This is a genomic window from Umboniibacter marinipuniceus, from assembly GCF_003688415.1.
Classification (GTDB): domain Bacteria; phylum Pseudomonadota; class Gammaproteobacteria; order Pseudomonadales; family DSM-25080; genus Umboniibacter; species Umboniibacter marinipuniceus.
Genome location: NZ_REFJ01000002.1, coordinates 238945 through 252895, shown reverse-complemented (window position 1 = coordinate 252895; position 13951 = coordinate 238945). Strand labels below are relative to the sequence as shown.

Annotated in this window: 15 protein-coding genes; 8 read left to right on the top strand and 7 right to left on the bottom strand. The window is 49.7% G+C overall.

Annotation, left to right across the window (positions count from 1 at the left end):
- Positions 1 to 18 precede the first annotated feature (18 nt).
- Entirely contained in the window at positions 19 to 2676 is a 2658-nt protein-coding gene (gene gyrA, locus DFR27_RS04915) for a DNA gyrase subunit A (protein WP_121876348.1), read from the bottom strand.
- Positions 2677 to 2917: 241 nt separating this feature from the next.
- Between gyrA and ubiG the strand changes: the two genes are divergently transcribed.
- A complete protein-coding gene (ubiG, locus tag DFR27_RS04910) occupies positions 2918 to 3634 on the top strand; it encodes a bifunctional 2-polyprenyl-6-hydroxyphenol methylase/3-demethylubiquinol 3-O-methyltransferase UbiG (protein WP_121876347.1) in 717 nt (238 codons plus the stop codon).
- Positions 3634 to 4383, top strand: coding sequence for a YciK family oxidoreductase (locus tag DFR27_RS04905; protein WP_245962607.1), 750 nt, complete (start codon positions 3634 to 3636; stop codon positions 4381 to 4383). The genes ubiG and DFR27_RS04905 overlap by 1 nt, the downstream gene beginning before the upstream one ends.
- Before the next feature lie 116 nt (positions 4384 to 4499).
- Here DFR27_RS04905 and DFR27_RS04900 read toward each other — a convergent pair whose 3' ends face one another.
- The 5 genes from DFR27_RS04900 to DFR27_RS04880 are packed head-to-tail and all read right to left on the bottom strand — an operon-like array spanning position 4500 to position 8297.
- Complete coding sequence (locus tag DFR27_RS04900; RefSeq protein WP_121876346.1) at positions 4500 to 5342, bottom strand: pseudouridine synthase; 843 nt, start codon at positions 5340 to 5342, stop codon at positions 4500 to 4502.
- A 5-nt stretch (positions 5343 to 5347) separates the two neighbouring features.
- The gene (scpB, locus tag DFR27_RS04895; protein ID WP_121876345.1) at positions 5348 to 5968 is read right to left on the bottom strand and encodes an SMC-Scp complex subunit ScpB; all 621 of its coding nucleotides are present in this window, start codon (positions 5966 to 5968) and stop codon (positions 5348 to 5350) included.
- Entirely contained in the window at positions 5961 to 6764 is an 804-nt protein-coding gene (locus DFR27_RS04890; protein WP_245962606.1) for a segregation and condensation protein A, read from the bottom strand. Before DFR27_RS04890 ends, scpB begins: the two co-directional genes overlap by 8 nt.
- Positions 6765 to 6804: 40 nt before the next feature.
- Positions 6805 to 7440, bottom strand: coding sequence for an L-threonylcarbamoyladenylate synthase (locus DFR27_RS04885; RefSeq protein ID WP_121876343.1), 636 nt, complete (start codon positions 7438 to 7440; stop codon positions 6805 to 6807).
- A complete protein-coding gene (locus DFR27_RS04880; RefSeq protein WP_121876342.1) occupies positions 7437 to 8297 on the bottom strand; it encodes a PHP domain-containing protein in 861 nt (286 codons plus the stop codon). Before DFR27_RS04880 ends, DFR27_RS04885 begins: the two co-directional genes overlap by 4 nt.
- Positions 8298 to 8361: 64 nt before the next feature.
- Between DFR27_RS04880 and DFR27_RS04875 the strand changes: the two genes are divergently transcribed.
- Genes DFR27_RS04875 through DFR27_RS04850 form a run of 6 tightly spaced genes read left to right on the top strand, consistent with a single transcriptional unit; the run spans position 8362 to position 11808 of the window.
- Positions 8362 to 8946, top strand: coding sequence for an inner membrane-spanning protein YciB (locus DFR27_RS04875; protein WP_121876341.1), 585 nt, complete (start codon positions 8362 to 8364; stop codon positions 8944 to 8946).
- A 6-nt stretch (positions 8947 to 8952) separates the two neighbouring features.
- Positions 8953 to 9252 (top strand): YciI family protein, encoded by a 300-nt coding sequence (locus DFR27_RS04870; RefSeq protein ID WP_121876340.1) that lies wholly within the window; start codon positions 8953 to 8955, stop codon positions 9250 to 9252.
- The gene (locus tag DFR27_RS04865; protein WP_121876339.1) at positions 9252 to 9851 is read left to right on the top strand and encodes a peptidylprolyl isomerase; all 600 of its coding nucleotides are present in this window, start codon (positions 9252 to 9254) and stop codon (positions 9849 to 9851) included. Before DFR27_RS04870 ends, DFR27_RS04865 begins: the two co-directional genes overlap by 1 nt.
- Complete coding sequence (locus DFR27_RS04860) at positions 9805 to 10563, top strand: pyridoxine 5'-phosphate synthase (protein ID WP_121876338.1); 759 nt, start codon at positions 9805 to 9807, stop codon at positions 10561 to 10563. The genes DFR27_RS04865 and DFR27_RS04860 overlap by 47 nt, the downstream gene beginning before the upstream one ends.
- On the top strand, positions 10556 to 11395 hold the full coding sequence (locus tag DFR27_RS04855; RefSeq protein WP_121876337.1) for a Rossmann-like and DUF2520 domain-containing protein: 840 nt from the start codon (positions 10556 to 10558) through the stop codon (positions 11393 to 11395). Before DFR27_RS04860 ends, DFR27_RS04855 begins: the two co-directional genes overlap by 8 nt.
- Entirely contained in the window at positions 11392 to 11808 is a 417-nt protein-coding gene (locus DFR27_RS04850) for a YiiD C-terminal domain-containing protein (protein ID WP_121876336.1), read from the top strand. Before DFR27_RS04855 ends, DFR27_RS04850 begins: the two co-directional genes overlap by 4 nt.
- 71 nt (positions 11809 to 11879) lie before the next feature.
- On the opposite strand, the gene DFR27_RS04845 is transcribed toward DFR27_RS04850, so the two are convergent.
- Positions 11880 to 13799 (bottom strand): aminotransferase class I/II-fold pyridoxal phosphate-dependent enzyme, encoded by a 1920-nt coding sequence (locus DFR27_RS04845; RefSeq protein ID WP_121876335.1) that lies wholly within the window; start codon positions 13797 to 13799, stop codon positions 11880 to 11882.
- Positions 13800 to 13951 lie beyond the last annotated feature (152 nt).

The window sequence follows — 13951 nt, the reverse complement described above, 5'->3', positions numbered from 1 at the left end:
CTCCGTCAGGCTAATACATTAGTCAGAACTTGTATTTGAATTATCTGTTGATTCACCGTCCACAGCTGTGTCATTCGTAGCCGTGTCAGCGTTGAGCTCAACTAAATTCTCAGCGTCTTCTTCTTCTGTTGGCAACTCTTCTTGAATCTGAGATTCATCGATTCGCGCCATCGACACTAAGTTTTCATCACCCTTAACACGAATAACCCGAACGCCCTGGGTATTACGCCCAGACTGAGAAATTTCGTCGGTGCGTGTACGAATCAATGTTCCCTGATCCGAAATCAACATAATTTCGTCACCGGACTTCACCTGAACCGCACCCACTACTGAACCGTTACGCTCACTACAGGTCATGGCAATGACACCTTTACCGCCACGCCCCTTACACGGATATTCTTCAACACTGGTACGCTTGCCGTAGCCATTCTCTGAGACCGTGAGAATATAACCATTCTCCTCAGGGATAATCATTGATAACACTGAATGCGTCTCGGGTAATCGAATACCACGAACACCCTTGGCTGTTCGACCCATTGAGCGGACGTCTGACTCGCGGAAGCGGACTGACTTACCTTCACTAGACAACAGCATCACATCCTGCTCGCCATCGGTAATAGCCGTTGAGACCAATACGTCATCATCAACAAGGTCAATTGCAATGAGACCAACGCTGCGTTGGCGTGAGAACGCCATGAGCGGTGTCTTCTTAACGGTACCGTTGGCCGTTGCGAAGAAGATGAACTTATCTTCAGTGTATTCTTCTACTGGCAGCATGGAGGTCACGCGTTCACCTTCATCAAGGTTGAGAAGATTAACCATTGGACGCCCACGCGCACCGCGCGAAGCAAGAGGAATCTGGAAGACCTTCAGCCAATAAACCTTACCCATATTGGTAAAGAACAGCATCATGGTATGGGTATTAGCAATCGTCAGATGCTCTACAAAATCCTCATCCTTAACCGCCGTAGCACTCTTACCCATGCCACCGCGACGCTGAGCTTGATAATCACTCAACGACTGAGTTTTTGCATAACCTTGGTGAGAGATTGTCACCACACGCTCTTCAGGGGCAATTAGATCTTCAACGTTCAGATCATGCGTAGAGGCCTGAAAAACGGAACGCCTCTCATCACCGTATTCTTCAGTAATGGCGGTCAGCTCCTGCTGAATAACACCCATTAGCTCTTCTTTAGAGCCAAGTATTTCGAGGAAACGAGCAATCTGAGCCAACTTTTCTTTGTACTCACCGATGAGCTTGTCATGCTCCATACCGGTTAAGCGATGTAAACGAAGCTCTAAGATAGCCTGCGCCTGAACCGGAGATAGCTTGTAGCCTTTATCGCTAAGCCCAAATTCTGCTGCCAAGCCATCCGGACGCGAATCCGTAGTACCTGCGCTCGCAAGCATGGCATTAATAGCACTAGCATCCCAATATTGCTCTAGTAATAGCACCTTTGCTTCAGCTGGTGACGGCGAATTTCGAATCACCTTAATGATTGGATCAATATTCGCTAACGCTACCGCATAACCTTCAAGGATATGGCCTCGTTCACGTGCTTTACGAAGTAAATACACAGTACGACGCGTAACCACCTCTTGGCGGTGACGGATAAAATGTGTCAGCATCTGATGCAGGTTTAAGGTCTGCGGTTGGCCGTCCGCCAACGCTACCATATTGATACCGAAAACAGTCTCAAGCTGAGTTTGTTTAAACAGATTATTAAGGACGATATCACCCTGTTCGCCACGCTTAAGCTCAATGACAATGCGGAGGCCGTCTTTATCAGATTCATCACGAAGCTCAGAAATACCTTCAAGCTTCTTATCCTTAACAAGCTCAGCAATCTTTTCAATTAATCGAGCTTTGTTGACTTGATATGGAATTTCATTAACAACAATGGTGTCTCGGCCCGTCTTATCATTGGTTTCAACGTCTGCCTGAGCGCGAATACGAATTCGACCACGACCGGTGCGATAGGCATCCACAATGCCTGCTCGACCGTTGATGATAGCCGCGGTAGGGAAGTCAGGACCGGGTACAAACTCCATTAGCTCTTCAATTGTTGCATGCGGGTTTTCAATCAAGTGAAGACATGCACCCACTACTTCCTTCAGATTGTGCGGCGGAATATTCGTGGCCATACCTACCGCGATACCAGAAGCACCGTTAACGAGAAGATTCGGAACGCGAGTTGGCAGTACCGCCGGGATATGTTCCGTACCGTCATAGTTAGGAACGAAATCAACCGTTTCTTTATCTAGGTCTGCTAGTAGCTCATGCGCCACTTTAGCCATACGAACTTCGGTGTAACGCATTGCTGCGGCGTTATCGCCATCAATGGAACCGAAGTTACCTTGGCCATCAACAAGCGGATAACGCAGCGAGAAAGGCTGAGCCATTCGAACGATAGTGTCGTAAACCGCAGAATCACCATGGGGATGGTATTTACCGATAACATCACCCACAACACGCGCCGACTTTTTGTAGGGCTTGTTGAAGTCATTTTTAAGCTCGCTCATGGCGAACAAGACGCGACGATGTACTGGTTTCATTCCATCGCGAACGTCAGGCAATGCACGCCCAACAATCACACTCATCGCATAATCGAGGTAACTTTGTTTAAGTTCATCCTCAATGTTAATTGGCAGTACTTCTTGTGCTAACTCACCCATCTGATAAGAGTTTCCTTATTGTGGTTGAATACGTGGCTTTGAACGCCCCTTGTTATTCGTATATAGGGCTTACGCTACAACGCTTAAAATATGAATTTTAGTGTACCATAACTCATTATTTTTCATACCCTTTTTCAGGGTAATTGGCACGTCAATGTACAGACTAATCTTTTGGGGCTGATGCTAGGCAAATAAAGGTGTAGACTGTGGCTATAACTGACTTTGAAAAGAGGAAAGACGCGTGGAAAAAACACCGCCGAATGTCGACCCTAGTGAAATTGCGAAATTTGAGCAGCTCGCCCATAAATGGTGGGATCCAAATAGCGAATTTAAACCGTTACATCAGATCAACCCGCTGCGCGCTAACTATATTGATGAGCGTTCCAATCTCCCCGGCAAGCGCCATCTAGATGTGGGCTGCGGCGGTGGCTTACTTACCGAGGCCTGCGTCCAACGCGGTAGTGTCAGCACCGGGATTGACATGGGTGAGGCGCCACTCAGCGTTGCTAAGTTACACGCCCTTGAGTCTGGACTGACGATTGAGTATCGCCAAGTACCCGTTGAAGAACTCGCCGACGAAGCGCCAGCTAGCTTCGACGTGGTCACGTGCATGGAAATGCTTGAGCACGTTCCGGATCCAGCCTCTATTGTTCGCGCCTGCGCTAAGCTCGTAAAGCCGGGCGGCCAAGTGTTTTTCTCCACACTCAATCGCAATCCAAAATCCTATGCCTTTGCCATCCTCGGCGCCGAGTACTTACTGCAAATGCTTCCTAAAGGTACCCACGAGTACAGCAAGTTCATCAAACCTTCCGAACTTGCGAGCGCTATTCGCGATGCCGGCCTACAACTGGTGGACAGCACTGGGCTCACTTATAACCCATTCACCAAGCAGTACAAACTGAATGCGAATGATCTTGATGTAAACTATATGTTCCACACGAAGCGACCTGAATCCTAATGACAACACCTATCCCAAACTATCAAGCATCAAAAGACTGCCTTAAAGATCGCGTTATCCTAATCACGGGTGCGGGCGATGGTATTGGTAAAACCTTAAGCATTACCGCCGCAAAACATGGTGCAACCGTGCTGCTACTTGGCAGAACCACCGCAAAGCTCGCGAACACCTATGACGAAATTTGCGCACTGGGCGCTCCAGAGCCTGCCATCCTAGCGTTCGATTTAAGCGGCGCTAGCGAAGACGACTACAACACCCTAGCAGCAGCCATAGAAACTGAATACGGCCGCCTGGACGGCCTTGTTCATAACGCCTCACTACTGGGTAGGCGCTCACCTATTGCTAGCTACCCTGCCGACACCTGGCAACGTGTTATGCAGGTCAACGTCAATGCCGCATTTTTACTCAGCAAGGCCATGTTGCCGCTACTTGAAATTCCGGCTCATAGCTCAATGGTATTCACCTCTTCAAGTGTTGGCAGAACCGCCCGCGCACACTGGGGTGCTTACGGCGTTTCGAAATTTGCTACCGAGGGCCTAGCCTTAACCCTTGCTGACGAGCTTGATGGCATCTCCAACGTTCGCTGCAACACCTTCAATCCCGGCGCAACGCGCACCGCGATGCGTGCCGGCGCCTACCCCGCTGAAAACCCTGCTGCAGTGAAAAGTGCCGAGGAATTAATGCCGTGGTACCTCTACTTGCTAAGTGACGACAGCATTGGCGTGTCAGGTGAACAGCTAAGCTACTGAGTACACTTAGTGTTCAGCCATAAAAAAAGCGAGCTAACTAGCTCGCTTTTTTTATATCAACCGTTAGATATTCAACACTTAGCTTGAACCCTAGCGATTAGCCAATTTGCTGTGCTTTAGCGCTTCGGCTTTTTACTGCGCTCGGCCTTACGACGCAAGCGTGTATTCTGACGTTTGAATTGCGCCAGCTGATCGGGGGTCAACTTGTGTTTCTCACCGTGCAATTCCACTTCGCGAAGCAACACGGAAACATCCTGTGGCGGTAGCTCCAACCAAGAGCCTTGTGTGAGGTGAGAAGGAATGAACACGGGCCCGTAGCGCACCCTCTTCAATCTACTTACTTCAACTTCCTGAGACTCCCAAAGACGACGAACCTCGCGATTTCGCCCCTCTAGCAGTGCGCAGTAGAACCAACTGTTGCGCCCCTCGGTCTCGTTATTACCTTTGCGGATATCAGTGAACTTGGCCATCCCATCTTCAAGCCAAACACCCTCCTTCAAACGGCCGAGCATTTCATCGGTCACATCGCCGTGAACACGAACAGCGTACTCACGATCCATGTTATATCGTGGGTGCATCAACCGGTTGGCAAGCTCCCCATCATTCGTAAATAACAATAGTCCGCTTGTATTAATGTCCAAGCGCCCCACGCTAATCCAGCGCTCGCCATTAATAGACGGGAGATTGGCAAATACGGTTGGACGACCCTCAGGGTCTTTACGTGTACACACCTCGCCTTCACGTTTGTGATAGAGAATAACTCTGCGTCGATCCAACGTTGCTAGACGAACTCGTTTTCCTTCAACTTCGATACGCTCGGTACCACTAATGCGCATTCCTACGTGAGCCTGTTCGCCATCGACAGTAATCTTACCGTCAGCAATCATGCGTTCGACCTCACGTCGTGACGCGACACCGCTTGCAGCAAGTGCCTTTTGAATCTTCTCGCCATTACTCATCTGGCTTAGTTTTCCTCGTTTAGGGCGTAATCATCACTCTCGTGCGTTACGCTAGTATAATCATCCGTACTCTCGGCGCTGCTAAATACATCGCGGCCGATTTCCTCTAAATCACGCAGCTCATCTAATGAAGGTAGCTCACTTAATGATCTCAGGTTGAAATAATCCAAAAAAGCAGGCGTTGTGGCATAAAGTGAAGGCCTTCCAGGTACTTCTTTATGACCTACTACTTTCACCCACCCACGTTCGCTCAGCGTTCGCATGATGTGCGAACTTACTGCTACACCGCGAACATCTTCAATCTCACCCCGTGTGAGGGGCTGCTTATACGCTATTAGCGCCAGAGTTTCCAGCATTGCTCGTGAATATTTTTGTGGCCGGTCTTCATGCTGAGTTGAAAGATAGGGGATGGCCTGCTCTATAGCGGCGAATCGCCAACCACTTGCTACCCGTTGAAGCTGCACTCCACCGCACTGCCTTTCAGCAATCATGGCTAAACATTCATCGAGCTCTGCCGAAGTAGGTGGCGCATCGGCGAAAATGCGCTTCATTCGCTCTTTGCTTACCGGCTCATCTGAAGTAAAGATCAGCGCTTCAACGATATTAGCACGGGTTATTTTATCCATTAAAAGCCACCTCCTCACGACGCTTAACGCGAATTTCTCCAAATTGTTCAGACTGCACAATGTCCAGTAGCGATTCTTTGATTAGCTCCATAATTGCTAAGAAGGTGACGACTACACCTTGCCGACCCTCTCGTGCATCGAACAACTCACTAAATCTCGATAATTCTGTTCTACCCGCAAGCCGGTCAAGAATCTGAGACATACGTTCCCGGGTGCTCAGTTGCTCTCTCGCAACCTGGTGAGATTCAAACATACTCGCTCGCTTTAGCGCCTCGGCAAATGCCAGGCTTAATTCGCCGAGGTAAACATCAGGATGTGAGCGTTCAACAATAGGTTCATAGCTTGCTGGCTCGGCGAGATAAATATCACGACCAACTCTGGGTAGGTTATCAATCCGCAGTGCCGCCGCCTTGAAACGCTCATACTCCTGAAGGCGTCTGATCAACGCTGCACGAGGATCTTCTTCGTCCTCGTCGTATTCGGCACTGCGCGGCAGCAGCATGCGAGACTTGATCTCTGCAAGCGTTGCAGCCATGACTAAGTACTCCGACGCTAGTTCAAGCTCCAGACTGTGCATCATGTCGATGTAAGCCATGTATTGGCGAGTAATCTCAGCAACGTTGATATCGAGGATGTCGATATTTTGCTTACGAATTAGGTAAAGCAGCAGATCCAGCGGTCCCTGAAACGACTCCAGAATGACCTTCAGTGCATCGGGGGGGATAAATAGGTCCTTTGGCAGCTCAGTCACGGCCGCGCCTGCGACGATCACACCGTCATCAGTTTCGTTGTCCATGCCCGCCCCCTCCGTTGAGTTATTCACCAGTGTACCCATTTTACGCGGGTTCGTCAGCGAAAAATGGCGTCCAGTCGCCGGCCCCTTTACGAACCAGTTCAGGTACGTGGGAAGTCAGATCGATCACCGTGGTCTCCTCTGGAGGAACAGACCCGCCGTCAACGATCAAGTCCAGTTCGTGTTCCCAGCGCTCGCGAATTTCAATCGGATCGAACAGCGCGTCATGCTCATTCGGTGGAATCATGGTAGTGCTAATAATAGGCTCACCCAACTCCAGTAATAGCGCTTGAGTGATCGCGTTGTTAGGCACTCTAATACCAATGGTGCGTCGTTTTGGGTGCATCATCTGCCGTGGGACTTCTGTGGTTGCGTTAAGAATAAAGGTAAAGGCACCCGGCATTGCCGCTTTCAGCATCCGGTAATCGGTGTTATCAACTTTGGCATACACGCCAACGGATGATAAATCGCCACAAACCAAACTCAACGGATGCTTGCTATCCAAACGACGAATTCGGCGAATTCGCTCAATCGCTCGCTTTCGTCCCAACATACAGCCTAGCGCGTAGCCCGAATCCGTTGGGTAGGCAATGACACCTCCGTCACGCATGATGGTTACAGCTTGGCGAATTAGCCGTAGCTGAGGGTTTTCGGGGTGAATCTGGAAAAACTGACTCATAATGCTTCTCCTGCTACAAGGGCAGATACAACACTTGCCGTATTTTCTGGTAACTGCGGAAATTTTCCTACGCCGCGGCCACCCCAAGAACTATTGTGAAAGTCACTGCCGCCAGAGGCGATCAGCCCGTACTTCGCCGCCCGATCAATCAGCGACTGAACACCGTTTAATTGTAGATCAGGGGTGGCAACTTCGACGGCGTGCCCGCCATATTCGGCAAAATCAGCCATTAATGACTCAAGCTTACTCCGCGTCATCTTGTAATGCATGGGGTGTGCTATCACTGCCAATCCGCCTGCCGAGGCAATTGCTGCAACCACTGCGCTAATATCCGGCCATTCGATACTAGCCGCGGCAGGTTTACCATTCCCTAACCAACGGTCGAATACTCGGCCAGTGTCATTGGCTAAACCAAGATCAACCATCACTTGCGCAAAATGAGGCCGACACAGTTGCCCTTCACCCGAGTGCGCCTGAGCGAGCGCGAGAATATCGGGTTCACCCGCTACGAGCTTCGCTAATCGTTTAGCAATCTTACTATTACGCTCATTGCGAAGTTGCGTTTGGAGTTCGATCATTTCAATGATTGCGGCGTGATTGACATCGAATCCCAGACCAACAACATGAATATTCTGTCGCTGCCATCGCGATGAAAACTCGATCCCGCTAATAACTCGGAATCGATCCGCGGCGGCCGCACGAAAGCGTGAAATTCCGGCAGTGGTATCATGATCCGTGAGGGCCGCTGCAGTGAGGCCCGCGGCAACGCAGAAATCAGCTAATTCTTCAGGCGAGTGCGCGCCATCCGACAAATTCGAATGGAAGTGGAAATCCCAAGTATTGATTGCGTGTTTCATGTAGGTGACTTAATCATTTCTCTTCATTATGATGGCACAATCCTAAATTGTCGATGTGTGTGCAATGAAACAACTTTTTGAATTTATCCCGCTAGTTCTTTTTTTTCTCGTTTATCAGGCGGATGGCCAGACCATCAGTCTATTCAACGTCAGCTATACCTTTGATGGCATCTATTCAGCCACGTGGGCGCTCATGATCAGTTCAGTGGCCTTCTTGCTGGTTGATTTGCTAACTACCCGCAAAGTAGACAAACGTACCTTCTGGACCACCGCGGCCATTCTGATTCTTGGCTCCGTTACTCTGTTATTACGCAGCGCTGAATTTATTCAGTGGAAGCCAACCTTAGTAAATTGGGCGCTAGCGCTGGGAATCTTGGTGCCAAAATTTATGGGGCGTCGCTCTTGGCTCAAGCTGGCTATGCAAACGCAATTATCATTACCCAATATTGTATGGTCCAAGCTGGAATGGACGTGGATCATTTATTTGGGCTTCGTTGGCGCCCTAAATCTAATCGTCGCTTACAATTTCAGCGAAGCCACGTGGGTAAGCTTTAAGTTCTATAGTTCAATTGGCTTTAGTGTTGTTATTATGGCCATCACCGCTGCTATTTTGCTTCCAGCTTTAAAAGAAGAGAATTCTAAGGATTAACCAATCATGTATTACGCCATTATTTCACAGGACGTGCCTAACAGCCTGGAGCTTCGCCAGGACGCACGCCCGGCGCATATCGAACGACTGCTAGCGCTTAAAGACCAAGGTAAACTGCTTGTCGCTGGCCCCCACCCTGCCATTGACAGTGACGACCCAGGCGAAGCGGGATTTAGCGGATCACTTGTGGTGGCTGAATTTGAAAGTCTAGTCGCCGCACAAGCGTGGGCCGATGCAGATCCATACGTTAGCGCAGGGGTCTACGAGCGCGTCATCGTTAAACCTTACAAGGTAGTGCTGCCGTAATGTTACGCTCTGCTCTCCTCGTGTTGGCACTGCTACACGCTAGCACCCTGCATGCAAAACATTACGAGATGTTTACTGATCTCGGTACGATCTACATTGAGACCTATGATCAGCAAGCCCCGCTTACAACTGAAAACTTCGCTACCTACGTAGCCGACGACTTCTACAAGCACCTCATTTTTCACCGCGTCATTGATGACTTTATGATTCAAACGGGCGGCGTCAACACCGTGCTAGAAGAGCCTGAGACGCGAGACCCCATTGAGAACGAGAGTCGTAATGGACTTAAGAACGTCCGTGGCACCTTGGCGATGGCGCGCTGGAGCGATCCTGACTCAGCCGACTCTCAGTTCTATATCAACCTCAAAGCAAATCCTCACCTAGACCCTACTGAGGAGAGCCTAGGCTACACTGTCTTTGCTAAGGTTGACTGCGGAATGGCGGTAGTTGATGCCATTGCAAAAGAACCTGTACGCCAATTTGAAGCGTATCAACATTTACCAGCCAACCCTGTTCGGCTAATTTGGATTAAGGAAATCGAGAGCGATAATCATGGTTATACTCAGTGTAAACATCAACAAAATAGCATTGATTCGTAATTCGCGCGAAGGCAACAATCCAGATTTAGTCAGCTATGCCCGCAACTGTATTGAGTTAGGCGCTCAAGGGATTACGGTTCACCCCCGACCTGATCAGCGTCATATTCGCGCTGATGACATCGTTCCGCTGGCACAGCTTTGCTCAGAATTCCCGAATATCGAATTCAATATCGAAGGTAATCCCAACGCAGAATCGCTGGGTAGCTACCCTGGCTTTCTCGAGTTAGTTCGCATCGCGAAGCCGCATCAAGTCACATTGGTCCCAGACAGTGATGATCAGCTCACCTCGGACCACGGATTCGATTTAAGTGGGGATAACACTGCACTCGAACAACAAATCGCCTTCTGCAAGGCGCTTGGGTGCCGAGTTTCACTTTTCATGGATGCAGACATCGAACAGCTTCAGCGCGTTCCAAGCACCGGCGCTGACAGAGTTGAGTTCTACACCGGTCCCTTCGCCGATGCGTGGAATGAATCAGAGCAAGCAGGCAAAGACAGCTTCGCACTCTATGCCCACTGTGCTGAATTCGCCCATTCGCTAGGCTTAGGTATCAACGCTGGTCATGATCTGAATCTTGAAAACATGCGCCTATTTAAGTCCTTACCTGAACTCAGCGAAGTCAGTATTGGTCACGCTCTTACTATTGAATCCTTAGAGCAAGGACTGGCAACAACGCTACAGCGATATCGTGCGTTGTTGGCCGATGCGTAATCTCAAGCGTATTGGCTTCATTGGTCAGGGGAAACTAGCTCGGGGATTGTCTGCACTATTCCATGAGAGCTACCCCAACGCAGAGATCCAAGTTTGGTCGCGCTCTGATATCAATAAGCCGCTGAAATATTGGTCCACCAATACTCCTATGCGTGATATGGATGTAGACCTGCTAATTCTGGCCGTGAATGACTCGGAGATTGCTAGTGTGGCAAGGCAACTCGCCGAGCATACACTGAACGCAAAGCTGGTCATTCACTGCTCGGGTAATCTCGGCGTTGACGCCCTATCTCCGCTGGCATCACAAGATTGCGCGCTAGCGGCAGTTCATCCTGCTTTCAGTTTCACCGGGGCTCCAGTAAAACGCACCGATTTCGCTGGCGCAACGGTTTGTGTAGAAAGTCTCCGTGGCCATCAGCCATTCCTTGAAGCGCTATTCTCACCCTTCGCCGCGAAGCTAATCTTTAGCGAACATATTTCACGTGCGCAGTATCACGCGGCTTCGGTAATGGCTTCAAATCTATTGGTGGGGCTTTCTCATGCAGCGCAGGATTTGGCGATGGAATCAGGTATGACAGCGGAACACGCTGCAGGGCTAGTTAATTCCTTAATGTTAAACACCCTTCAGAATATTCAGAGCAGCTCCGCAAAAGAGGCGTTAACAGGCCCTATTAAACGTGGAGATATCGCCACAATAGAGAAACATTTAGCAGCGTTAGAGGCCAAGCCCGAAGTGCGCAATGTTTACACAAGCTTAAGTACTCTCATCAGCGAACTCGCGCATGATAACAACGCCACCGCCCAGCAATTACGTGAGCTCTTAGCAAAGTGAACACCTGGCAGCAGCTGATACAAGAAATACCGCTTCTTCAAGCCCTGGATACTTCACCCTATCAGCTACCTTCGGTAGCGGGGGCGAGTTTTCTCCTGGCGCCAATCGCGTTACATCGGAATCACAAGCTCACTGTATTTGGTGGCTCCATAAGCCTATTAACCACCACGCTGGGATGGTTCCATATTGCGCAGCAAGGCCAGCATGCAACACTACCGCCGTTAGTTATTCGATCTCAACAGGTAGAATTTGTTCGCCTTATTAGCAACGACGCCCTCTTCAACGCCTATATTACCGAGGCGTCTCAACATAGACAGCGCAGACGGTTCAAGGTCACCGCAAATGTTTATAATGCTAGCACAGGCATTCTAGGGGCTACAGCAAAGCTTGAATACGTTTTGCTTGACGATTAATTAGCAAGCTAACACCACGCCAAGCCAGTAACAGCCATTGGCATAACGAATAAAAGGGTTAACGCGCGCTGTTAGCGCGCATCGTCGTCCATTAGGCAGCAACGGAAATAGGCTCGCTTGTTAATCCAGTTCAACCCATGAATTTCAGCATCATCATCACTCTCCAACCAACGCTCCAACCACTCTAAGACTTCAGCGTTAATTTCTTCACCTGGAGTAAGCAGCGGGACGCCCGGCGGGTACGGTGCAATCAGATCCTGCACCACTCTGCCAACCAATGCACTATTAACGTGACCGCTGTCGTCCTTCAATGGCACATCCTCTGCAAGAAGCTTTAGCGCATCGCGAGGGCGAACAAAGCGCGAGGTGGGGATTGGTAATGGCGGCAAGCGATAGGCTGGCTGTATTGATTCAACCAGCGAGGCAGTGCGTGATTCCTGTTGGAGCGCATCAATCAATCGCTCCACCTTACTAGCTGTGGTACCAATAGTAACAAGCAGTGACAGTGTATGTTCGGTGTACTTCTCCACCTGTATGGCGTGATTATCCAGAAGACGATTCTGCAGCTGCGCACCCGAGAGCGAACATGCTCTTAGATCAATGGTGATCTTCGTAGGGTCGAAACTGATGCCGTCATTAACCAGAGTGTTGGCAATAATTTCATGGCACTCAAGCACGCGTAGACCATTCATGTCATTGATTGCATCACGAAGCTGCTGGGCTAACCGCAGCGCCTGCGAGAGGCGACCGTACCCTTCCATACTTGCCTGCATTCGCGCAACATCAAGGCTGGCAATCATAGAGTATTGCGGGCTAGTTGAGGCATGCATATTGAAGAACTCTTGAAAGCGATGCGCATCAAAGTCTGGGTCATTAACATGAATCATGGATGCTTGCGAGAACGCAGACAACACCTTGTGAGTACTTTGCGTCACGTAGTCGGCGCCCGACTCCAAGGCGGTTGGTCGCAGCTTGGGGTGAAAGTACCCATGGGCGTACCACGCCTCATCCACCACAACTTTAATACCATGAGCGTGAGCCTTCTCTACAATTGGCGCCATGTCATAGCGCAATCCATCGTAGGTGCAGCTAGTGAGAAAGATCAGCTTGGCATTGGGATTTGCGTCGATGGCATCAAAAATTGCCTGTTGCGGCACGGGCCCCATCAAGCCCAATTCATGATTACATGAAGGCTCAAGCCACACCGGTTGCGCACCGGACATAATAATTCCGTGGTGAACTGATTTATGAGAACCGCGATCAACAAGGAGAACATCTCGCGGGTGAGCCAAGGCCTGTAAAATCACTTTGTTGGCCGTTGATGAGCCATTAGTCGCGAAGTACGTGTGCTTGGCACCAAAGGCCTCCGCCGCAAGCTCTTTAGCTTGAGCGATCACTGAATGCGGTTCATGAAGCGAGTCCAGCTCGGCTACCGAGACACTGAGATCAAGCGCGAAGACGTTAGGACCCACTAAGTCGTAAAAATGATTAGCCCACTCGCTGTGACTTAAGCTACTGCCACCGAAATGACCAGGTGTGTGCCACGAATCACGATTCGCTTTCACGTAATGAGTAAGTGCATCCGCAAAAGGCGTTGCCGCCCTACTTTCAATGCACTGCGCGATAGCGTTAACCACCTGTTGTGCTGGTTGGTCATGCATGCCAATTAATTGTTTAATGCCAAATTGCTCGCGAAGCGCTCTATCTGCCTGACTTTGCCCTGACTCTGACATTGCCACCAACAGGTCAAGCGACGGTCTAAGTGCCTTAATCGTGCTTAGTGTTGTCTCGCAAAGAGGGGTAACCAGCACTAATGCTTGAAGGTTAATATCATCGCTGAGGCGCGATTCGAGCGCTGCCTGGCCGACAACGTATGAGGATTTGACGGGAAAACTGCCGGCTCGCTTCTCGGCCTGAACGCTTAGCGTACTTTCCCATTCTTTGACAATGGATTGATCTTCGTGCGAATAAATAACGAAATTAGCTATCATCGGGTACCCAGGCTCAAGGCCTTTTATTGTTGTTATGGTAGCGAAATTAGCTGTCAGCAACGGATGCAAAAGCCAATTCGGAGATGGCAAATATCGTTACTCAGCAGCGGCCTGAATGCAAGCCGCTAAGGGGATAATATTGTTCGAAATAT